At 70.1% G+C, this 19,303-nt stretch carries 23 protein-coding genes and 1 pseudogene; 14 read left to right on the forward strand and 10 right to left on the reverse strand.

Annotated elements, in window-relative coordinates; all coding sequences use genetic code 11:
- Nucleotides 1-151: 151 nt before the first annotated feature.
- Complete coding sequence (locus ACGFNU_RS33875; protein WP_392600331.1) at nucleotides 152-778, reverse strand: DsbA family protein; 627 nt, start codon at nucleotides 776-778, stop codon at nucleotides 152-154.
- Between the two features lie 317 nt (nucleotides 779-1,095).
- Between ACGFNU_RS33875 and ACGFNU_RS33880 the strand changes: the two genes are divergently transcribed.
- Together ACGFNU_RS33880 and ACGFNU_RS33885 are read left to right on the forward strand one after the other, a co-directional pair.
- Nucleotides 1,096-1,995 (forward strand): helix-turn-helix transcriptional regulator, encoded by a 900-nt coding sequence (locus tag ACGFNU_RS33880; protein WP_392600333.1) that lies wholly within the window; start codon nucleotides 1,096-1,098, stop codon nucleotides 1,993-1,995.
- Between the two features lie 320 nt (nucleotides 1,996-2,315).
- Nucleotides 2,316-2,909 carry a dihydrofolate reductase family protein gene (locus ACGFNU_RS33885; RefSeq protein WP_392600335.1) on the forward strand — a complete coding sequence of 198 codons (594 nt, stop codon included), beginning with the start codon at nucleotides 2,316-2,318 and terminating at the stop codon, nucleotides 2,907-2,909.
- A 123-nt stretch (nucleotides 2,910-3,032) separates the two neighbouring features.
- Here ACGFNU_RS33885 and ACGFNU_RS33890 read toward each other — a convergent pair whose 3' ends face one another.
- Nucleotides 3,033-3,470 (reverse strand): DUF6069 family protein, encoded by a 438-nt coding sequence (locus ACGFNU_RS33890; protein ID WP_392600337.1) that lies wholly within the window; start codon nucleotides 3,468-3,470, stop codon nucleotides 3,033-3,035.
- A gap of 112 nt (nucleotides 3,471-3,582) precedes the next feature.
- Here ACGFNU_RS33890 and ACGFNU_RS33895 point away from each other — a divergent pair, with 112 nt between their 5' ends.
- The 3 genes from ACGFNU_RS33895 (at nucleotide 3,583) to ACGFNU_RS33905 (ending at nucleotide 5,530) form a co-directional block, all read left to right on the forward strand.
- Nucleotides 3,583-4,257 carry a TetR/AcrR family transcriptional regulator gene (locus tag ACGFNU_RS33895; protein WP_392600339.1) on the forward strand — a complete coding sequence of 225 codons (675 nt, stop codon included), beginning with the start codon at nucleotides 3,583-3,585 and terminating at the stop codon, nucleotides 4,255-4,257.
- Complete coding sequence (locus tag ACGFNU_RS33900; protein ID WP_392600341.1) at nucleotides 4,254-4,646, forward strand: nuclear transport factor 2 family protein; 393 nt, start codon at nucleotides 4,254-4,256, stop codon at nucleotides 4,644-4,646. Before ACGFNU_RS33895 ends, ACGFNU_RS33900 begins: the two co-directional genes overlap by 4 nt.
- A gap of 341 nt (nucleotides 4,647-4,987) precedes the next feature.
- The gene (locus ACGFNU_RS33905) at nucleotides 4,988-5,530 is read left to right on the forward strand and encodes a DapH/DapD/GlmU-related protein (protein ID WP_392600343.1); all 543 of its coding nucleotides are present in this window, start codon (nucleotides 4,988-4,990) and stop codon (nucleotides 5,528-5,530) included.
- 605 nt (nucleotides 5,531-6,135) lie between these two features.
- Here ACGFNU_RS33905 and ACGFNU_RS33910 read toward each other — a convergent pair.
- Nucleotides 6,136-7,308 (reverse strand): hypothetical protein, encoded by a 1,173-nt coding sequence (locus tag ACGFNU_RS33910; protein ID WP_392600345.1) that lies wholly within the window; start codon nucleotides 7,306-7,308, stop codon nucleotides 6,136-6,138.
- Nucleotides 7,305-7,823: a SigE family RNA polymerase sigma factor gene (locus tag ACGFNU_RS33915; protein ID WP_392600347.1), complete on the reverse strand. Its 519-nt coding sequence runs from the start codon at nucleotides 7,821-7,823 to the stop codon at nucleotides 7,305-7,307. The genes ACGFNU_RS33910 and ACGFNU_RS33915 overlap by 4 nt, the downstream gene beginning before the upstream one ends.
- A gap of 223 nt (nucleotides 7,824-8,046) precedes the next feature.
- On the opposite strand from ACGFNU_RS33915, the pseudogene ACGFNU_RS33920 reads away from it, so the two are divergent.
- The 3 genes and pseudogenes from ACGFNU_RS33920 to ACGFNU_RS33930 all read left to right on the forward strand — a co-directional run.
- Nucleotides 8,047-8,151: pseudogene (locus tag ACGFNU_RS33920) on the forward strand (hypothetical protein); the annotation flags it as partial.
- Between the two features lie 71 nt (nucleotides 8,152-8,222).
- Nucleotides 8,223-8,423 carry a hypothetical protein gene (locus ACGFNU_RS33925; RefSeq protein WP_392600690.1) on the forward strand — a complete coding sequence of 67 codons (201 nt, stop codon included), beginning with the start codon at nucleotides 8,223-8,225 and terminating at the stop codon, nucleotides 8,421-8,423.
- Nucleotides 8,424-8,636: 213 nt separating this feature from the next.
- Complete coding sequence (locus ACGFNU_RS33930; protein ID WP_392600349.1) at nucleotides 8,637-9,047, forward strand: nuclear transport factor 2 family protein; 411 nt, start codon at nucleotides 8,637-8,639, stop codon at nucleotides 9,045-9,047.
- A gap of 98 nt (nucleotides 9,048-9,145) precedes the next feature.
- Here ACGFNU_RS33930 and ACGFNU_RS33935 read toward each other — a convergent pair whose 3' ends face one another.
- Together ACGFNU_RS33935 and ACGFNU_RS33940 are read right to left on the reverse strand one after the other, a co-directional pair.
- Nucleotides 9,146-9,586: a VOC family protein gene (locus ACGFNU_RS33935; RefSeq protein WP_392600350.1), complete on the reverse strand. Its 441-nt coding sequence runs from the start codon at nucleotides 9,584-9,586 to the stop codon at nucleotides 9,146-9,148.
- Nucleotides 9,587-9,596: 10 nt separating this feature from the next.
- The gene (locus ACGFNU_RS33940; RefSeq protein ID WP_392600352.1) at nucleotides 9,597-10,136 is read right to left on the reverse strand and encodes a cysteine dioxygenase; all 540 of its coding nucleotides are present in this window, start codon (nucleotides 10,134-10,136) and stop codon (nucleotides 9,597-9,599) included.
- Nucleotides 10,137-10,240: 104 nt separating this feature from the next.
- Here ACGFNU_RS33940 and ACGFNU_RS33945 point away from each other — a divergent pair, with 104 nt between their 5' ends.
- From ACGFNU_RS33945 to ACGFNU_RS33960, 4 genes are all read left to right on the forward strand, one after another.
- Nucleotides 10,241-12,949 (forward strand): ATP-binding protein, encoded by a 2,709-nt coding sequence (locus tag ACGFNU_RS33945; protein WP_392600354.1) that lies wholly within the window; start codon nucleotides 10,241-10,243, stop codon nucleotides 12,947-12,949.
- 113 nt (nucleotides 12,950-13,062) lie between these two features.
- Nucleotides 13,063-14,202 carry a serine hydrolase domain-containing protein gene (locus tag ACGFNU_RS33950; protein ID WP_392600356.1) on the forward strand — a complete coding sequence of 380 codons (1,140 nt, stop codon included), beginning with the start codon at nucleotides 13,063-13,065 and terminating at the stop codon, nucleotides 14,200-14,202.
- A 133-nt stretch (nucleotides 14,203-14,335) separates the two neighbouring features.
- Nucleotides 14,336-15,175: an SDR family oxidoreductase gene (locus ACGFNU_RS33955; protein ID WP_392600358.1), complete on the forward strand. Its 840-nt coding sequence runs from the start codon at nucleotides 14,336-14,338 to the stop codon at nucleotides 15,173-15,175.
- Nucleotides 15,176-15,183: 8 nt separating this feature from the next.
- Nucleotides 15,184-16,254, forward strand: coding sequence for a class I mannose-6-phosphate isomerase (locus ACGFNU_RS33960; RefSeq protein WP_392600360.1), 1,071 nt, complete (start codon nucleotides 15,184-15,186; stop codon nucleotides 16,252-16,254).
- 113 nt (nucleotides 16,255-16,367) lie between these two features.
- Here ACGFNU_RS33960 and ACGFNU_RS33965 read toward each other — a convergent pair whose 3' ends face one another.
- Nucleotides 16,368-17,114 carry an alpha/beta fold hydrolase gene (locus tag ACGFNU_RS33965; RefSeq protein WP_392600362.1) on the reverse strand — a complete coding sequence of 249 codons (747 nt, stop codon included), beginning with the start codon at nucleotides 17,112-17,114 and terminating at the stop codon, nucleotides 16,368-16,370.
- Nucleotides 17,115-17,203: 89 nt separating this feature from the next.
- On the opposite strand from ACGFNU_RS33965, the gene ACGFNU_RS33970 reads away from it, so the two are divergent.
- Nucleotides 17,204-17,590, forward strand: coding sequence for a winged helix-turn-helix transcriptional regulator (locus ACGFNU_RS33970; protein ID WP_392600364.1), 387 nt, complete (start codon nucleotides 17,204-17,206; stop codon nucleotides 17,588-17,590).
- A 7-nt stretch (nucleotides 17,591-17,597) separates the two neighbouring features.
- Here ACGFNU_RS33970 and ACGFNU_RS33975 read toward each other — a convergent pair whose 3' ends face one another.
- The 3 genes from ACGFNU_RS33975 to ACGFNU_RS33985 form a co-directional block, all read right to left on the reverse strand.
- Nucleotides 17,598-18,029, reverse strand: a complete 432-nt coding sequence (locus tag ACGFNU_RS33975) for an SRPBCC family protein (protein WP_392600366.1) — start codon at nucleotides 18,027-18,029, stop codon at nucleotides 17,598-17,600.
- A complete protein-coding gene (locus ACGFNU_RS33980) occupies nucleotides 18,026-18,277 on the reverse strand; it encodes a hypothetical protein (RefSeq protein WP_392600368.1) in 252 nt (83 codons plus the stop codon). Before ACGFNU_RS33980 ends, ACGFNU_RS33975 begins: the two co-directional genes overlap by 4 nt.
- A 71-nt stretch (nucleotides 18,278-18,348) precedes the next feature.
- A complete protein-coding gene (locus ACGFNU_RS33985; protein WP_392600370.1) occupies nucleotides 18,349-18,804 on the reverse strand; it encodes a MarR family winged helix-turn-helix transcriptional regulator in 456 nt (151 codons plus the stop codon).
- A gap of 63 nt (nucleotides 18,805-18,867) precedes the next feature.
- Between ACGFNU_RS33985 and ACGFNU_RS33990 the strand changes: the two genes are divergently transcribed.
- Nucleotides 18,868-19,236, forward strand: a complete 369-nt coding sequence (locus ACGFNU_RS33990) for a VOC family protein (protein WP_392600372.1) — start codon at nucleotides 18,868-18,870, stop codon at nucleotides 19,234-19,236.
- Nucleotides 19,237-19,303 lie beyond the last annotated feature (67 nt).

Genomic DNA, 19,303 nt, shown 5'->3' on the forward strand with positions numbered 1-19,303 from the left:
GGCGGTTCGGCATCGGTCCGCGATCGGGCAGCCAATGGGCGAGGAGATGTGGGCCCGGCCGTGCCGCGCGCCGACCCCACGACCGAGGTGCGGCCCGTCCATCCTGGGACGCTGGTGACGAGCGCATCGTCCCGGCCCTTGCAGCGCGTGTTTACCGGCCGCTGGCCTGCCGTAGCGCGTGGCCGATCGCCTCGCTGCTGGTCACGCCGACGATCGGCTCGCCGTTCTCGAAGACGAACGTCGGCACGGTGGTGACGCCCGCCTGCCGCGCCGCAGCCACTTGTTCGCGCACCTCGGCGGCCCCCTGATCGGTGGCGAGAAAGTCCCGCACCTGGCCGCCGTCCAACCCCACCTCTTCGGCCAGCCCGGTGAGCTGCGCGTGGTCGGCGATGTTGACGCCGTCGCGGAAGTAGGCGTCGAAGAGGACGGTCGCCAGCGCGGCCTGCGCCTCGGCACCGTGCTCGCGCAGGACGAACCACCGCAACCGGTGCGCGGTCAGGGTGTTGACGGCCACCGCATGATCGAACCGGTACTCGATCCCCTCCTCGGCGCCGCGCCGGGTCATCTCCGTGAGCATCGCTTCGGCTCGGTCCGGACCGAACAGCTCGACCACCGCGTCCATCAGAGGCCGGGGCTCCTCGGGTGCGTCGGGCATCAGCTGGAACGGACGATGGACGAGCTCGACGTCCAACTCCGCACCGGCCACCGCGCGGTGGAACTGGTGCATGCCGAGGCGGCACCACGGGCACGCGATGTCGTCATATACCTCTACTTTCATCCCGGATCCTTTCGTGGTGGGTGCGATGTGGAGAACGTTCACTCGTGGATCAGGCTGGCCGCGGGCCGGCGGCCTCGGCGACCCACCGGGCCACGTCCTCGACGCGGCGCCCGGGCCGGGTGCTGCCCAGAACGATCGCGATCTGGATCATGGACGTCCTCCTTGGGCTCGTGACGGCCGATCATGAACGCCTCGTGAGCCGCTGCGACATGCGCTCCAGCCGTCGCCGTCGAGCATTCCGGCGCTGGGCGTGCCCGGCCAGGCTGCGGTTTTCCTAGCCCTGGCAGGGCCAGGCTCGCCTGCATACGATGCAGTCGATGAGGGAGACAGAGCTGGGTGCGTTCCTGCGCGCACACCGGGAGGCGGTCTCGCCCGCCGCGGTCGGGCTCCCGAACGGGAACCGGCGCCGCACCCCCGGCCTGCGCCGGGCCGAGCTGGCCACGCTCGCCGGCGTCAGCGTGGACTACCTCACCCGGCTGGAGCAGGGACGCGATCGCAGCCCGTCCACCCAAGTGCTCGCCGCGCTCGCCGAGACGTTGGGGCTGACCCGTGACGAGCGGATCCACCTGTACCGGCTGGTGAAGACCGCCGCCACCGGCGGCGCCACGTGCGACGGAGCCGCCACGACTCCGACGGTGCGCCCGACCGTGCAAGCGCTGCTGAACGGGCTCGAACCCGCGCCGGCGCTGGTGGTCGACCGGCCCGGCGACCTGCTCGCCTGGACGGCCGGGTTCGCCCATCTCGCCAGCCCCGTCGGGCTGCTGGAGGCGGACCCACCGAACCTCGTCCGGTACGCCTTCACCGACCCGCGGGCGCACGATGCCCATCCGGACTGGGACGCGATCGCCGGCGAGCGGACCGCCGCACTCCGCACCGCGGCCGCCCTCGGCGACCCGCACGCGGCGCTGCTCGCCCAGGAGCTGATGATCACCGCCGGCGCCCCCTTCCGCGACCGGTTCGAGGGCTCGGCCGCCCTGCCCACGCGCACCGGCGTCGAACGGTGGGCACATCCGCAGGTGGGAGAACTGCGGCTGGCGTACGAGAGCCTGGAACTGCCCGACCCGGAAGAGCTGCGGCTGGTGGTCTACCTCGCCGCCGACGAGACCACCGCCACGTCCCTAGAGCGCCTAACCACCCAGCACCCCACCCCCTCAACCGCCCCACCCACCAAGACCACTGCGTCGAACACAACCAGCCCACCAGCACGACCAGCCTGATCAGCGAACCCCAGCACCACCAGCAAGAGCGGCGCGGCCTGCACGTCCCACGCGGCTGGCGTGGGTGGCGCGGGGTTCCGGATTGGTGATGGACGCGGTCCCGTAGCTGGCTGAGGGCATTTTCTGGCGGCGGCCCGGGGGCTGGCGCGCCAGATTCCCAGGCTTGTGTTCTTCGTTGCTGAGGCGGGTCTGCGGTGAAGCTGCGAGGGGGCGGATGAATCTCAGATTTCTTGTGCGGCGGTGTCGATTCGGGTCGAGGCCATTCGTAGCCAGGGTGAGAGATCGGCAGCGGGCCGGTCGCCACTCATGAGGAGAACGTCATGACTGCCACCTACACCTTCGACATCTTCTCCACCCTCGACGGTTACGGCTCGTATGACGGCGGCGACTGGGGTGGTTACTGGGGCAAGCAGGGGCCCGAGTTCCTCGACCGCCGTCTCGCCCTGTACGGCGAGGAGCAGCGGATGGTCTTCGGGGCCAACACCTACCGGCAGTTCGTGGAGTTGCTGGGTTCTAGCGCCGGACCTGACGCTGTTGGTGACCCGTCGGTCGATCCGAACGCGCGCATCAGGAACATGCCGGCAACGGTGGTGTCGTCGACGTTGGAAGGCCCCCTTGACTGGCCGGGCGGTGGGGCCGTCGTGAGCGGCGACGCCGTCGACATCGTCGCCCGGCTCAAGGAGGAGTCGAAGGTGCCATTGCGCTCGCACGGCAGCCTGTCGCTGAACCGGGCGCTGATGGCCGCCGGTCTCGTCGATCGTGTCCAGCTCACGATCTTCCCTGTGCTCACCGGCCAGACCGGGGTGGAACCGATCTTCCAGGGTGCGGCCGACTTCGACCTCGAACTGATCGAGCAGCGCACGCTCGACGGCCACACCCAGGAGCTCACGTACCGGCCCATCCTGCATGGCTGAGTCCACGCGTAGAGCGATGACGTCCGCAAGCTTCAACGCGTCAGGGCCCTGGCTCGCCGATGAGCGCTCGAACACGCCGGCCTCCTCGCCGACCCGCTGGTCGGCGAGGAGGCCGCGGCGTCGTTATCGGGTGCGGACGGGCAGGCGGCCGGCGACCAGCGGGATGACGATCAGCGCGGCCACGAGGTGGGTGGCCATCAGCGTGAGCCTCGTCGAGAGCTCCGCCGAGACGAGCAGGTCGGGTACGAACGACAGCGCGGTGAGGCCGAGGGTGATCCCGAGGAACAGGCGCTTGGGCGATGCGGCCCAGCGGCGCAGCGCCACGGCCAGCAGCACGCCGATCGCGCTGAACAGCAGCGTCAGCTGGGTGAAGCCGAGCAGCGGGATCGGTTCGCCGTCGATCTCCAGGGACACCCCCGCGCCCTTGGCGACGGCGGCGACTGCGGTGGTGGCCGCGGCGGCGGCGACACAGGCGAACAGGCCGGTGCGCCACATCAGGGTGGTGCGGGTCGTCGGGGCCTGAGCGGTGCCGAGGTTGCTGGAGGCCATGTTGCTCGCCATTGGTCTGACCTGACCTTTCATGGGGGGAGATATCCAGTGGACGCGATGTGTCCGTCGGACACTTGATGTAAGCTAGACACATCAAGGCCGGGCTGACAAGAGGTTGGTGAAAATGAAGGCGCTCTGGGATCTCCGCGACGAGCCGGAGAAGAAACCGCGCATGCCGCTCTCGGTGTCCGCGATCGTCGACGCGGCCATCGCGATCGCCGACGAGGACGGCATCGAGGCGATCTCCATGCAGCGCGTCGCCGCCGATCTCGGCTTCACCAAGATGTCGCTCTACCGCCACGTCTCGAACAAGTCCGAGCTGCTCAGCATCATGATCGACTCAGCGGTGGGGGAGCCGCCCGACCTCAGCGAGGTGCCCGGCGGCTGGCGGGCCAAATTGGAGGAGTTCGTCCGGCTGCTCGCCGAGGTCTGGCGGCGGCACCCCTGGCTGCCCGCCATCACCGTGGGCGCCCGCGTCATGGGCCCCCGCGAGGCCGGCTGGACCGAGGCCGCGGTGGCCGCGCTGGCCGGAACCGGCCTCACCGGCGACGAGCGAATGGCCGCCGCTTTCCTGCTGTTCGGGCACGTCCGAAACACCCAGTCGCTGATCACGGCCGGTACCCAGGCCTGGTCGGGCGGCAGTGAGATGGCCGAACTGATCCGCGGCCGGGCGGACCTGTTCCCCGAGCTCAGCGCGGCACTGAGCGGCCCCACTCCGGCCCTGGACGACAACGCCCGCAGCTTCGGCCTGAACCGCCTCCTCGACGGCTTGGCCGTCCTCATCGAGGAGCGCTCATGACCGCCCGCGCGCTGGCGGAGACCTACCTCGACGTACTCGGGCGAGGCGATCTGGAGGGCATCCTGGCGCTCTTCCATCCCGAGGCGATCGTCCACTCCCCGCTGTACGGGCCGTCGCCCGCCGCCGAGTTCTACCCGAGACTGCTCGCCGACACCGGCCGCTCCGAACTCCACCTCCGCGACGTCACCGAGGGCGAGCGTCTCGTCGGCGTCTGGTTCCGCTTCGACTGGACGCTGCCCTCAGGCACCCCGGCCGGCTTCGAATGCGTGGACATGCTGGAGCTCGACGACGAGGGGCTGATCAAGAACCTGCACATCTTCTACGACACCGTGACGACGCGGATCGCGTTCGAACGCGAAACGGGCGGCTCCTGGCGCCCCACCCCCTGACACTCCCGGCCCGACCAACGGCATCCGGTGCGTCAGGGTCGCTGCAACCTCTCGCGACTACCGGCTGTCCGGACGTCGCGACTGTTGCCCCGCTCGACACCGCGTTCGGCCGTCCATCCCGCGAGGCGGTCGCTTGCGGCGGCAAGCGGTGATCCGGTACGCCGCACAGTCGCATGGCGCCTGCCGGGATTGTGGGTGCCCAACCGATCGTTGTGGCTTGTCGGAAGCCGGTTGTTTGATCCCGCGACGGTGGGACTGGTGCGATTCAGAGACCCCGACCCCCGGTCGACTCGACCGGCCGGTAGCGGTCTTCACCAGTCGCCACCAGAAAGGACCGTCGCGTGTCCAACGACCGTTTCATGCGCATTCGCGGCGCCGAGTTCCAGGCCATGGCCGAGAGGGTCCTACGGACCACCGAGCTCACCTCCCGCCTGAACGTTCTCCCCTTCGAGGACGAAGCAGGCAAGGCGGACCTTTTCGAGCAGATCCTCGGCAAGCCGCTGCCGCCGAAAGTCACGATCTACCCGCCCTTCTACACGGACCATGGCCTCCGCCTGGACCTCGCCGAACGCGTGTTCATCAACCAGAACTGCACGTTCCTGGACTACGCCGGCATCCGGCTCGGCGAGCGCGTCATGATCGGCCCAAGGGCCACGTTCATCACCGTCGGGCACCCGGTCGATCCTGAGGAGCGACGGACGTGGCTGACCGGCGGACCGATCGACGTGGCGGAGAACGTATGGATCGGCGCCGGGGCCACCATCTTGCCCGGCGTCAGCATCGGCCGTGACGCCGTGGTCGCCGCAGGCGCTGTCGTGGCCGATGACGTCCCGTCGGCAAGCCTGGTCACCGGCAGCAAGGCAGCTGTGCGCCGGCAGTGGTGACGACCACTACTCAGAGCCGACTGCCCCGCTGTGCGACGCCCAAGGACGCACCTCGTCGGGCGACGGCCAGCGGGCCGACTCCCTTCTCCGGTCCCAGCATGCACGCACGAGGTAAATTCGGCCGATCCCACCGGCGATCAGCCCACTGACCATCCGAAGGCAGCAGGAGCGGCGCAAGCCACTTCCACTCCCCACCGATCAGCTCAAACCACCGCGTCACCGACCAGCAACCACTGAATCGACAACTCACGACCTGTTGGACACGTCTCAGTCCCGACGGGCTATGAGGGGGCGCATGGTCTGGTCGTCACCGACGGCCCCGGCGACCCAGATGCCGCCGCCGGGAACGGATGCCGCCGCTTGCAGCGCGGCGGTGGGCCAGTTCGAGCCCCTCCGGCGTCATGCCCGTCCGCCGGCGAGCTGGTCAATGCTCATGCGGATTCTCCCCACGCATCGGGGAGCGTACATGGGGCCACCGACAGAATGCGGCACGCAGCCCTGCGTGCAACGGGAGACGACACTGCGCCGCTGAGAGGCGCGGCCTGAGTGAACCGTCGCGGCCCGTGAAGCATGCTTCACGGGCCGCGCAGCCCGCACGCCGGATGTCAGCGGCGGGTGAACACCGGGATCCATGCGCCTTCCCGGTCGGAGCGGCGGTATCCGGTGAGCGGAGTGATCTTCCCTCGCAGGGTCACCAGGAGCAGCCGATTGCGGAACTCGCCCTTGCCGGTGCACTTCTTCGGGTCGCAACCGGTCGCGAACAGCTGCTTGTCGTCCGCCCACGCCTCGGCCTGCTCGATCGGCAGGACCGCCACCTTCTTACCGGTGACCACGTTCGTGACGGTGACGGCGGGGCCGGGCTTCGGCCCGAACTGGGGGAGCAGGGTGCCGTTCGGGGACAGTCCGGCCTCGTGGTCCTCGTAGTCGGCCTCGTGCGGCGGCGCGGGCTGCCGCCTGCCGTCCGGGCTGTAGAAGAGCTTCGCCGGCATGGTCGCGGTGGGCGCCCAGATGAGCTTGCCGTCGCGGCTCCATCCCAGGTCCTGCCGATGGTTGACGTTGTCGCCAAGAGCGGGCATGGGGTGGAACGCGCCGCGTTCGGCCATGCTGTTGACGACGTAGTAGCCGGTCCTGGACGACTCGCCAGGGTTTCCCAGGATGTCAGGGTTCTTGTTGTAGGACGTCAGGAGCAGCCGGCGGCCGTCCGGTGACCAGTCCACGCCCCCGACGGGGTGGTCGACCGGGATCCAGCGGGTGACCCGGCGCGTCTTCATGTCGAGCACCCCGACCCGGGAGGCGGGCAGCGGGCCCTGCAGCACGGCCGCCTGGTTCATGCCGGGTGCGACGCTGATGAACGCCCAGGGCGCCTGTTCGTACGTGCCCGTCGACGGGTTGTACAGATGCCAGGTGCGCTGGGCCGTCGGCTGACCGTTGATCGAGCGCACGCGGTGGGTGTAGTAGGCGGCCACGGCCATGTGCCCGGCGGCGACGAGGCGGCGGGGGAACGCGCTGTCCTGGTCCGTGCGCAGTGTCGTGTCCGACGACAGAGCTACGGGCTGGAGGGCGGGCTCCATCGGCCGTGGCCGTGCCGAGCCGCCGCCGGAGACGATGGCCACGGACGCCGCCCCGACCAGGAGCGCGGTCGACCCTCCGGCCAGCGCGACCTTGAAGGAACGTCGCCGGGTGCGTCTGCGCAGTGCGCGGCCGGCGAGGTCGCGTGGGATCCGCGCCTCGGCGGCCCATTCGTCGAGCGTGTCCTTGACGATCGTTTCCGGCTTCACCGCTGGACCTCCTTGACGGCTTTCAGGTCGTTCAGTTCCGGGGCCAGTTCACGGAGCCGCGCGAGCGAGCGATGTGTGGTGCTGCGCACCGTCCCGACGCTGCAGCCGAGGATCCGCGCGACCTCCGCTTCGGGCAGGTCTTCGAAGAACCGCAGCACGAGCACCGCCCGCTGCCTGGCGGTGATGCGGGTCAGGGCTCTCCGGACGGTCAGCCTCAGGTCCACCGCCGACGTGCCGTCGTCCCCGGGCTCCTCGGGCAGGACGGTGACCTGCGTCTCGCGCCGTCGCCACATGGGCCGCCACCAGCTCGCCTGCTGGTGGTACATCACGCGCCGGACGTAGGGCTCCGGGTTGTCGATGCTCGCCCAGCGCGCGGCCGTCTTGGCCAGCGCGGCCTGCAGGAGGTCCTCGGCCGCGTGCTGATCGCCGCCTGCCAGCAGATACGCCAGCCGCATGAGCGCGGCCGACCTCGTCTCCACGAACTCACGGAAATGTCGCTCATCTGCGGCATCCATCGTCACCTCCGAATTGCTGTCCCCCTCAGACGCCTCCAGACGACCACGACTATGCCTCCGCAACGAGACTCGCTGATCGCCAGCGGCGGCCAGCGCACCGGCCAGGCAGCCCTGAAGATCCACCGAGCGCGGCCTGTTCGGCCTCGGCTCCTCGCCCGGCTCCCAGGCCGCCTCCCTCTACACCATCGAGGACGAGAGCACCGAGTACGACGACGACGTACCGATGACGGTGACCGAACTGCAGGACAGCATCCGCCGCGTCCTCGACGTCGATCTGCCTGTAGGAGAGGCGCTGCGGCTGTCGCGGTTCACCTTCAAGGCCCGGCAAGCCGAGCGCTACCGCCACCGGCGGATCCTGCTGGCCGGTGACTCCTGCTCGACCTGGCCGACCGCCCCGACCTGCGCGAAGCCGCCGGAGACTGGCGGGATCGCGTCGACCTCCACACCGCCAAAACCGAACAGCCACCGGCCGACGCCCTGCTCGTCCGCCCAGACGGCCACATCGCGTGGGCCGCCACCCTCGACGAGCCCACCAAAACCGCCACACCCGCACTGCGCGAAGCACTCTCCACCTGGTTCGGCACCCCAGCAACGCAATAACAGCGCCCCGCCCCTCGCTTAGCTCCTCCAGAGGAACTGTTCCCAGGCTGTACTTCGGAAGTAGATCCTGGTGACGGACCGGCATTACCCCTGCGGTAATCGGCTTGGCCTGTCGGCACTGGCAAGGTTGGCGATCTCTCCGCGTTGACAGGACGCGGACCTGACGGGAAGAGGTCGCCCATGTCCACAACCGCGCCTGTGAACACACGCACTGTGGTTGAGGAACTGCTGCGCAGGATCGGCGAGGGCGACCCTGAGAGCATCGCCGAACTGTATGCCGAGCCGGCGGACTGGAAGCTGGACTGGCCGGAGACTGAGCACGGACGCACTGCCACCCCGTGGATCCGGCACCGATCCACCCGGGCTGACGCGGCCGCCCACTTCCGCGAGCTCGCTGAGCACCATGTCCCGGAAGATGTGGCGACCGAGGTCGAGCGCATCCTCATCGACGGCGACGATGCCGTTGTGCTCGGCGAGATCCGCCAGACCGCCCGGCCGACCGGACGTGTGTATCGCTCACGATTCGCCTTGCATCTCACCGTCGAAGACGGTCTTGTCACACGGCACCACGTCTACGAGGACAGCCTCGCCGTCGCCCAGGCATTCGAGGCGGAGCCCCGGTAAAGCCGCGGGCGGCCTCTTCTTACTGGCGCTCTGCCCGCTGCTGGATCAGCTCTTCGACCGCGCTCGGCAGTGTGGTCTCGAAGTCGATCAGTCGGGGGTCAGGTGAGCTTTTCGGCCAGTGCTACGAGGATGCCTTCGGGGCCGCGGAGGTAGCAGAGCCGGTAGCTGTCCTCGTACTGGGTCACCTCGCCGACGAGTTCGGCGCCGTGGGCGAGCATGTGGGCGGTGGTGTCGTCGATGTCGTCGACCGCGAACATGATGCGGCGAATGCCCAGCGTGTTGATCGGGGCGTCCTTCGGCACGCCGCTGATCGCCTTCGGCAGGTGGTACTGCCACAGCTCGACCCGCCCGTGGCCGTCCGGGGTCCGCATCATCGCGACGTCGACGCGCTGGTCGTCGAGCCCGACCAGACGTGCCGCCCAAGGCCCCTCGACCAGTGCCCTGCCCTCCAGCTCCAAGCCCAGCTCGGTGAAGAACGCGATGACGGCCTCGAGGTCGCCGACGGTGATGCCGACATTGTCCATTCGCTGAATCGTCATGCTGGCTCCTTCAGTTGGTGGGGAGATCGTAGAAACGGCGGACGCTGGAGCCGACGCGGCGCAGGTCGGTTCCGTAGATGTGCAGGGAGATGGCGGTCTCGTCGCTGATGTTGCGGACGCGGTGGATGTCGCCGGGCGGGGCGAAGCCGCTGACCTCGCCGGTCCGGTTCGCGTTGCTGCCGACCTCGGTGAGGATGGTGCCGTCCTCGGAGAGCTCGTACAGGTCCTCGTGCTCCACGCCCGCCAGGACGCCGAACACGCACCAGGTCACGTGGTCGTGGACGCGGGTCAGCGCGCCGGGCCGCCAGACGATCGCCACCATCGAGAACGAGCCGTCCGGCTCCACGTGCAGGCGGTGGCTGCTCGAGGTGCCACGTTCGCCGGCGAGTTGATCCGCGGTGAGCAGTTCGGGTGGCGGCAGGTGTTTGTGCAAGGCGTCGGCCACGTAGGACGCGGTGTCTCGCTGGCCGGCGTCGCGGGCGACGGCTCCGCGTACAGCGGTGATCAGTTCGTCCAGCTTCACGGTGGTGGGCGCGGCTAGGGTGTTCATGGTTTCTCCTTCCGGGTGTGCTTACAGCGTCCGCCCCTGGGGGACCCGCGGTCATCCGTGCTGACCGCAGAGCACCACGGATGCCACCACGGAAAGGGGACACGGTGGCGGAGCGAATCTCTGAGCGGGAGGCCGAGGTGCTGGCCGCGCTAGGCGCGCGGCTGTCCAACGCGCAGATCTCGCATCAGCTGCACATATCCGTGCGCACGGTGGAGAGCCACGTGTCGTCGCTGCTGCGCAAGTACGGCATGGCCGACCGGTGGGCGCTGGCGGAGCTGGCCCGCTCCACGGAGCGGGAGCCGGGCAGTCTCGTCGGCCTGCCGGTGGCGGGCACGACCTTCGTGGGCCGTGACGCCGAGCGCGCCGCCGTCCTGGCCGCGCTCGACGAGGCCCGTCTGGTGACGCTGCTGGGTCCGGGTGGCGTGGGCAAGACCCGGCTGGCCGCGGTGGCCGCCGAGAACGCGGCCGCGTCGTTCCCGTCCGGCGGCGGGTTCGTGGATCTGGTGCCGGTGCGCGACGGGTTCGTGGCCCGCGCGGTCGCGACCACGCTCGGCGTGACGGAGGGCTCGCACCAGCCGCTGGACGAGGCGGTCGCGGATCGCCTGGGCACGGGCCGGTCGCTGCTCGTCCTGGACAACTGCGAGCACGTGATCGACGAGGCGGCCGCGTTCGCGGAGCGGATCCTGGCCGCGTGCCCGGGCACCCGCGTCCTGGTGACCAGCCGGGAGCGGCTCGGCGTCCCGGGTGAACGCAGCGTTCCGATCGCGCCGCTGCCGCTGGGGTCGGACGCCGAGCGGCTGTTCCACGACCGGGTGCTGACCGCCGACCCGGAGTTCGTCGCGGAGCCCGCGGTGGTCGCGGACCTGTGCGCGCGGCTGGACGGCATGCCCTTGGCGATCGAGCTGGCGGCGGCGCGCGGCGCGTCGCTGGGCGCCACGGGCCTGCTCGCCGCACTGGAGGACGCGCTGCGGCTGCTGTCGGGCGGACGCGGCGGCGACGAGCGGCACCGGTCCCTGCGCGCGGTGCTGTCCTGGAGCTACGACCTCCTCGACGAGGAGGAGCAGGCGCTGTTCCGCCGGCTCGGGGTGTTCGTCGGGGCCTTCGACCTGGACGCCGCGGCCGCCGTCGCCGCCGACCGGACGGACGCTACCGGCGTGGATCGAGCGATCGTCGTCGGCGCGGACCGGGCGGGCGTCGCGGACCTGCTCGGCCGGCTGGTGGACAAGAGCCTCGTGGTGCACGTGCGCGGCCGGGTCAGCCGATGGCGCCTGCTGGAGACCGTGCGGGCCTTCGCGCTGGCTGAGATGTCGGCCGCGGGCGAGGAGGACAAGACCAGGGCGCATCACCTTCGCTGGGCCGCCGACGCGGCGTCCACGGCGGAGGGCAGGCTCGGCGATCCCGCGTGGCGGGAGGACTTCGACGCCATGGCCGCGGACCTGCGGGCCGCGCTGGCCGCGTCCGCCAGTCCGTGTGAGGTGACGCATCGGCTGGCGAGCGCGCTGGCGCACCTGACGTTCGCCCGCCGGCACCTCCTGGAGTCCTTCGCGCACCACAAGACCGCCGCCGCGGTCGCGCCGAACTCCGCCTTGTCGGCCCGCGATCTGCGCGCCGGGGCCTGGTGCGCGCACGTCAGCACCACGTCCAACCAGCACGTGTACGAGCTGCTGCTGGAGGCGGCCGAACAGGCTCGGCGGGCCGGGGACGATCGTGGCCGGTCGATCGACCTGGCCCGTGCGGTCGAGACGGCGTGCCGGTTCCCCGAGGCGTTCGAAACCGGCATACCGCACGAGCGGCTGCGCGTCCTCCTCCACGAGGCGGTCGCCGCCGCACCGCCCGACGACCCGGAGGTGGAGGCCTGCCTCGCCCTGGCCCGCGCGTGGCTGGCCGGCCCGGCCAAGGGCGCGCCGGACAGCGAACTCGCCTCGGCCGCCGTCGCCGCCACCCGGGCGACCGCCGACCCGGTACTGATCAGCTCCGGGCTGTGCGCGGAGGCGACCGCGGCACTGCACGCCGGACGGCTGCGCGAGACCAACCGCATCACCCGCGAACGCCTGCGCCTGCTGCCCGCCATGGATCGCGACGATCCGTACTGCGGGCCGGAGGTCTGCAACACCTACGGCCGCGCCTGCGCCTACGCGATCATGGCCGGTGACCTGCCCGGCGGGATGGCCGCGGCACGGGCGGGCATCGAGGACGACCTGCTGAGCGACACCCACATCACGGCCAGCCGCCTGGTCCAGCCGCTCGCGCTGACCGGCCGGTTCCGCGACGCGATCGGCTACGCCGAACGGATGTGGGACCAATGGGAACGCGCCGGACGACCAGCCCCTCTCTGGATGCTCCCGGCCGTCTCCACGACGGTGCTGGCGTGCGCGATGGTCGAGGAAGACGCCGCGCTGTGGCGATCCCGCGCCGCGGAGGTGGCCGAGGGCACGCTCGGCACGGCCGCGGTCGCGGCGTTCGCCGATGCCCGCCTCGCCCTCCACGACGGCCGGTACGACGACGCCGACACCCTCGTCCGCCAGGCCTTCGCCGTCAACGCGCCGCTGGATCCGTACCTGGCGTACGCCCGGGCGGCGGGCGCGGAACTGGCCGTGGCGGCAGGCCTGCCGGACGCTGCGAACCTGCTGGCGGCCGCCACTCCGCTCGCCGAGGAGAACGCCTGGACGGCGGCCTGCCTCGCCCGAGCCCGCGGCCGCCTTCACGAGGACGATTCCGAGCTGGCCCACTCGATCGAAGCGTGGAAACGCCTGGACGCCCAGGCCGAACAAGCCCACACAGAAACCCTGCGAGCACAGCTCCAACGATCGTGACCGTGCCGCCGCCTTCGCGGGTGATCCGCAGCGCGGCGGGTGCGGTTTCCCGCAGGTGGGGTGGGCGGGCGTCCCCATGGCTGTGACGGGCCCCGGCTCCGTAGCGTCCACTCATGATCAAATTTTCCCGATGGGCGGCGTTCGCGGTGTCCGGCGCGACGGTGGTGACGCTTGCGGCGGTCATCGCCACTCCTGACACTCGTACGGCGCAGCCCCAGTCGAGCCGCGTCCGTTCGTCCCAGGACGGTTTCCAGGAGACGTTGAACGACCTGGTGAAAACCAAGGCGGCCACGGCCGTCCTGCTCCGCGTGCGAACCGCGGACGGCGAGTGGTCGGGCGCGGCGGGCGTGTCCGACGTCCGGACGGGACGCCCCGCCGACCCGGCCGGGTACTTCCGGATCGGGAGCGTCACCAAGACGTTCGCGGCGACCGTTCTTCTGCAGCTCGTCGATGAGGGACGGCTGCGGCTCGACGACCCCGTGGCCAGGCACCTGCCCGGCGTCGTCCCCGACGGCGAGCGCATCACGGTGCGGCAGGTCCTCCAGCACACCAGCCTGCTGCGCGACTACATGAGCGACCCGGGATGGTCCACCAATCGTTGGCGCGGCGCCGAACGATTCCGCGGCTACAAGCCGGACCAGCTCCTCACGCAGGCGTTCCGCGTCCCCGCCCACAATCCCCCCGACGTCACCTGGAAGTACTCCAACACCAACTACGTGGTCGTGGGACGGCTGATCGAGCGGCTGACCGGGCGGCCCTACGGCAAGGAAGTGGAACGACGCGTCCTGCGCCCGCTCCACCTGACCCAGACGATCGTCCCCGGCAACCGGCCCGGCCTTCCCCGCCCGCACGCCCACGGCTACGCAACGCTGCCGGACGGGCAGACGGTGGACGCCACCCGCATGAACCCCTCCCTCGACTGGGCGGCGGGAGAAATGATCTCCACCACCCGCGACCTCGGCCGGTTCTTCGACGGGCTGCTCGGCGGACGGCTGCTGACCCCCACGACGCTCGCCGCGATGCGCGCCACGCGCCCCACCGACGCCGGGTTCGCCTACGGTCTTGGACTCCAGGAGTACACGCTGCCCTGCGGCAAACGCATGATCGGGCACAGCGGCCAGCTCATCGGCTACACCACCTACGCGCTCCGCTCCGACGACGGACGGCAGCTGAACCTGTCGGTCAACCTCGGCGCCGCACCACCATCGGCCGACAAGCTGTACCCCCTCGCGGGCAAGGTGTTCTGCGAATAGACACCGCCACGGTGCCGGACGTGGTCTTGCTCGTAATTTCGCCGCCAAGTCAGGACCCGTACCGGTATTGAGATCGCTTCGCACGGGTACCCACCGACGGCGATCTCCTTTACGCCAGGCAGGAGGCCCTTTCATGAACCAGCCCGCGCAGCGGCAGACGCCGCCGGGAGTCCAGGGGGAGATGACGCCGCGTCCCGACTGCGGGGAGGACAGCTACCGCGGTTCGGGACGGCTGACCGGCAAGGCCACCGTGATCACCGGGGCGGACAGCGGAATCGGCCGGGCGGTCGCGATCGCCTTCGCGCGGGAGGGCGCGGACGTGCTGATCTCCTACCTCAGCGAGGACGACGACGCCCGGGACACCGCGCGCCTGGTCGAGGAGGCGGGACGGAAGGCGGTGCTGGTAAGGGGCGATTTGTCCGACCCGGCGCACTGCCGGGAGGTGATCGCCAAGGCGGTCGAGGTGTTCGGGCACATCGACGTGCTCGTCAGCAACGCCGCGTACCAGATGACCCGCGACTCGCTGGAGGAGATCCCGGACGACGAGTGGGATCACACGCTCCAGACCAACCTCTCGGCGATGTTCCATCTCTGCAAGGCGGCGCTGCCGCACATGGGGGAGGGCGGGTCGATCATCGGCACCACCTCGGTCAACTCCGACATGCCGCCGCCCAAGCTGCTGGCCTACAACTGCACCAAGGCCGCCATCGCCAACTTCGCCGGCAGCCTCGCCCAGCTCGTCGGCGACCGCGGGATCCGCGTCAACAGCGTCGCTCCCGGTCCGATCTGGACGCCGCTGATCCCCTCGACGATGCCGCCGGAGCAGGTCGAGTCGTTCGGGCAGGAGGTCCCGCTGAAGCGACCCGGGCAGCCCGCCGAGGTCGCGCCGGTGTACGTCCTGCTGGCCGGCGACGAGAGCAGTTACGTGTCGGGCGCCCGGATCGCCGTGACCGGCGGCAAGCCGATCCTCTAAGGAGCACGGTGGACTGGTACCCGCTGCGGCTGTCGGCCCCGACGATGACGCATGTGTTCGGCGGCCGCGCGATCGTCGACCTGCTGGGACGCCTGGACGCGCCCGAGGGACGGATCGCCGAGACCTGGGAGGTCAGCGATGTCGAGGGCAAGGGCGCGGAGGTGCTGGAGGGGCCGCTGGCCGGATGGTCGCTCCGGCGCCTCGTCAAGGAACATCCCGAGGAGCTGATGGGCCGCGGGTGGCGTGGCGACCGGTTTCCCGTCCTGGCGAAGTTCATCGACGGCACCCACATGCTGCCCGTCCACCTGCACGCCGACGACGCCACCGCCCGAAGGCTGGAGAACGAGCCCAACGGCAAGACGGAGGCGTGGCACATCATCGACGCGGCGCCCGGCGCCACGGCCCTGGTCGGCGTGCGGCCCGGCGTTGACCGCGACAGCCTCCGCGAGGCGCTGCTGCAGGGCGACTTCGACGCGGTCATGCGGCGCGTGCCGGTCCGGGCAGGCCAGACCCTGTACGTGCCGGGCGGAACGTTGCACAGTTTCGGCCCCAAGACCCTGGTGTACGAGATCGAGCAGACCTCCGACACGCAACGCTCGGCCATGCGCCACCGCATGGAGGACGGCTCGCGGCTCCCAGAGGACGAGTGGCGCCACAACATCGGCATGCTCCTCGCCGAGTGGAAACCGGAGCCGCGACCCGATTTCCACCCCGGCCTCTCGCTGCGCATCGACGACGACGTCCAGCGGGTCATTTGCTGTGCCGGTCCCTACTTCGCGCTGGAACGATGGCGAGCAGCTACGGGAAGCACGTTTTCGTATGCCCTCGCCACGGCGACGATCGTGAGCAACGTCGGCGCCCCCGTCCAGCTCAAGACGGGCGGCTGGACCGGCACTCTGCCAGCGGCGAGCACCCTTCTCCTACCCGCTGCCCTGGGCGAGGTAGAGGTCACTGGCCCAGCCGACGTGATGGTGGGCTACCTACCGGACCTGGAGACAGACATCCATGCGCCCCTGATCGCCGCTGGTTACGGCCCCGAAGCGATAGCCGCGCTGGGCGAGACCACGGAAATCCCATGACCTACGTCACCGCCAACGACGGCACCCGGCTGCGCCACGAAGAACGCGGCGACGGCAGGCCACTGGTGATGGTGCACGACGCCAGAAAGCCTGGACCGACGCCGGTTCCCTGATCACCTAAGGAAGGGCAGTACTCGGGGCAGGACCTCGTCGGGGCGCCGGATGGCACCGCCGTGGTCGGCGTCCGCAATGGAGAAGAACTCGATGCCCTGAGCGCGGGCGTAGTCACGCATAGGGTCGTGCCAGGGATCGGCTGTCCCCGCGTACATCAGCGTCGGCACGCCAGAGGCAGCCAACCCGCCGCCCAGGGCGGGCTCCTGGGAGAACGACTCATAGTTGGCGCGGTGTGCGGCCGGGTCGCCGGACTCGACCAGAGCGGTCTGGTAGGGCGACTCCAGCGCCCCCTGCTTGACGATCTCGTAGACGTCGAAGTCAGCGGGCAGGCCCAGGGCGGCCAGCGTGTCGGGGACCACCGCCGTGAAGCCGTTGGGATCGAAGGCCCCGGCCACCAGCCGGGTCAGCCGCTCGGGGGCGTGCGCGGCCACCGCGTAACCCGTCATCGCGCCCAGTGAATACCCCCAGAAGGCCGCTCGGTCCAGGCCGAGGTCGTCCAGCACGGCGACGACGTACGAGGCCCGGCGCTCCGCCGCGTAGGCCGCGCGCTCACGAGGCGCGTCGCTGGCACCCAGCCCGAGTGGATCGATGGAGATCACCGTGTGAGACGCCGCCAGCACGCCGGTGTAGCCGAGGTGGGCCCAATGCCCTCCGTCTTCGAACATCCCCGGGTGCAGGACGACGGGCGAGCCGCTCCCCGAGACCTCGTAAGCGATCTTGTGGCCGTTGCTTCGCGTGAAAGGCATGGAAGACATCCCTCTGTCCAGGAACGTTACGACTTGTAACAGGGCCACATCCTGAGACATGATCGACGCGTCCGGAAGGAGGCACTTTCTTGGCGCAACGGAACACCGTGGTAACAGACCAGGTCATCCCCTCACCCGACGACGAGTGCCCGCTCCCGGAGGTACTGAGGCTGATCGGCGACAAATGGTGCATCCAGATCCTGGTCGAGCTGGGTGAGGGACCTCGGCGATTCACCCAGCTCGAACGCGCCATCGCGGGCGTCAGCCGCCGGATGCTGACCCTCAACCTCCGCAACCTCGAACGCAACGGCCTGGTCAGCCGTACCGTTCACCCGACCGCGCCGCCGAGCGTGGAGTACGCCATCACCCCGCTGGCCGCGCAGATCCACGATCCCCTGGAGGCGCTCGCGGACTGGGCCCGCCACGCCGCCCCGGACCTGCTCGCGGCCCGGCGCGCGTACGACGACCGCGCCTGACTGGCACTCAGCTGAGGTCGCGGACCGCCGTCTCCCAGGACCGCAGGAACTCCGGGTACCCGGCCGCGAACGTCCGCAACTCCTCTTCTCCGTCGGGCGAGAGGGCGGTGAGCTCGTAGGTGACGCGCACGGAGCTGCCGCCCTCGTGTTCGGCGAGCTCGACGGTGACCGTCCCGGCGCGCGAGCCGGGGGTGACGCGGGCGTACGAGACGCGGCGGCCGGGCTCGCGGTCGAGCACGATCCAGGTGGTGGTCTCGCCGTCGGACGTGGTCTCGAAGACCGTGCCCGGCGCGGTGTCGTCGGAGCCGGCCGCCGGGAACCGCGGTCGCCAGCCCGCCACCCAGCGCTCCTCGCCGCGCGGTGTGAAGAGCTCGAACGCGTCGGCGGGGCGCAGGGCGACGGTGAGGTCGCCGGTCAGCGTGATCGAAGCTCCGCTCATTGCTCGTCCTTCTCGTCCAGGAGGTGGGCGTCGGCCGCGGTCAGCGTCAGCCCGTACACCTCTTTGAGCTGCTCGATCTTGCCGAGCGTCGTCGGCGAGAAGGGCGACGTGCCCTCGAAGGCATGAAGCGCGATGCCCTCGACGAGATCCCCCAGGGACATGTCCAGATACTCCGCGAGACCCTTGAGGACCTTGAGCACGTTCCGCTCGATCCGCAAGCCGGTCTGCTGTCGCTCAACTGTTACCACGGTAACAAGGTAACACGCTTGCGTAGGTGCACTCCTCTTCGAGCAGGACGGGACGTGCGCCGCGGAACGAGCTAGGCGTCCTCGTTGCCGCGCAGGGAATGGATCATGCTCCGCAGGACCCGGAACGCCTCTGCCTGCTCGGTCTCGGTCAGGCCGGCCAGCATTCTGGCCTCGACGGACCGGACGGCCGCGCTCGCCTTTTCGAGGCTTCGTCGGCCGCGAGGCGTGAGCCGTGTGGGAAGCGCCTTCCCGACGGGTGCCGCCGCGGGCCTGGTCACGTAGCCGTCTCGTTCCAGGGCCTGGAGCAGCACGTTCATCGTCTGCCGTGTCACGAACGCGCCCCGCGCGAGCTCGGAGTTGGACAAGCCCGGTCGTTGCGCCAGCAGTTCGAGGCAGGAGTAGTGCGTCACGCTCATCCCGAGCGGCCGCAGCACTTCCTCCATGGCCGCGCGCAGGGCGCTCGACGCTTCTTTGAGCAGGTAGCCCAGGGAGGTCTCCAGGTCGACACCGGCACCGTTTTGACTCATGTCAGTATTCTGACATAGATTGCTGTGTGTCAGAAAACTGACACGAAACCGAGGAGCGTCATCATGCCCGCCACCGGCCCCGACTTCATCTCGCTCCAAGTGCGCGACCTCGACGCTTCGCAGGCGTTCTACGAGCAGTACCTGGGCCTCGTCCGCTCGCAGGCCGGACCTCCGCACGCCGTCGTCTTCGAGACCAAGCCGATCGCGTTCGCGGTCCGCGACGTCATTCCCGGCACCGACCTCGCGTCCGTCGCCCAGCCCGGCATCGGTGCCGCGATCTGGCTCCACGCCACCGACGTCCAAGCCATTCACGACGCTCTGGTCGCCGACGGCCACGCCATCGTCTCCGCGCCGATCGACGGCCCCTTCGGCCGGACCTTCACCTTCGCCGACCCCGACGGCTACCAGATCACTCTCCACGACCGCGCTTGATCGACCCGACGCCACCGGACGATCATCGGCGGCCGCGCCCCAGACCCATGAGGGCGCTACCTGCTGA

The sequence above is a fragment of the Spirillospora sp. NPDC048911 genome (genome assembly GCF_043198015.1).
Taxonomy (GTDB): Bacteria; Actinomycetota; Actinomycetes; order Streptosporangiales; family Streptosporangiaceae; genus Spirillospora.

Excerpts from the sequence above, each read along its gene's own strand:
- ACGFNU_RS33875 (WP_392600331.1), bottom strand. The coding sequence starts at position 778 with ATGAAAGTAGAGGTATATGACGACATCGCGTGCCCGTGGTGCCGCCTC.
- ACGFNU_RS33880 (WP_392600333.1), top strand. The coding sequence starts at position 1,096 with ATGAGGGAGACAGAGCTGGGTGCGTTCCTGCGCGCACACCGGGAGGCG.
- ACGFNU_RS33885 (WP_392600335.1), top strand. The coding sequence starts at position 2,316 with ATGACTGCCACCTACACCTTCGACATCTTCTCCACCCTCGACGGTTAC.
- ACGFNU_RS33890 (WP_392600337.1), bottom strand. The coding sequence starts at position 3,470 with ATGGCGAGCAACATGGCCTCCAGCAACCTCGGCACCGCTCAGGCCCCG.
- ACGFNU_RS33895 (WP_392600339.1), top strand. The coding sequence starts at position 3,583 with ATGAAGGCGCTCTGGGATCTCCGCGACGAGCCGGAGAAGAAACCGCGC.
- ACGFNU_RS33900 (WP_392600341.1), top strand. The coding sequence starts at position 4,254 with ATGACCGCCCGCGCGCTGGCGGAGACCTACCTCGACGTACTCGGGCGA.
- ACGFNU_RS33915 (WP_392600347.1), bottom strand. The coding sequence starts at position 7,823 with ATGGATGCCGCAGATGAGCGACATTTCCGTGAGTTCGTGGAGACGAGG.
- ACGFNU_RS33935 (WP_392600350.1), bottom strand. The coding sequence starts at position 9,586 with ATGACGATTCAGCGAATGGACAATGTCGGCATCACCGTCGGCGACCTC.
- ACGFNU_RS33940 (WP_392600352.1), bottom strand. The coding sequence starts at position 10,136 with ATGAACACCCTAGCCGCGCCCACCACCGTGAAGCTGGACGAACTGATC.
- ACGFNU_RS33950 (WP_392600356.1), top strand. The coding sequence starts at position 13,063 with ATGATCAAATTTTCCCGATGGGCGGCGTTCGCGGTGTCCGGCGCGACG.
- ACGFNU_RS33955 (WP_392600358.1), top strand. The coding sequence starts at position 14,336 with ATGAACCAGCCCGCGCAGCGGCAGACGCCGCCGGGAGTCCAGGGGGAG.
- ACGFNU_RS33965 (WP_392600362.1), bottom strand. The coding sequence starts at position 17,114 with ATGCCTTTCACGCGAAGCAACGGCCACAAGATCGCTTACGAGGTCTCG.
- ACGFNU_RS33975 (WP_392600366.1), bottom strand. The coding sequence starts at position 18,029 with ATGAGCGGAGCTTCGATCACGCTGACCGGCGACCTCACCGTCGCCCTG.
- ACGFNU_RS33985 (WP_392600370.1), bottom strand. The coding sequence starts at position 18,804 with ATGAGTCAAAACGGTGCCGGTGTCGACCTGGAGACCTCCCTGGGCTAC.
- ACGFNU_RS33990 (WP_392600372.1), top strand. The coding sequence starts at position 18,868 with ATGCCCGCCACCGGCCCCGACTTCATCTCGCTCCAAGTGCGCGACCTC.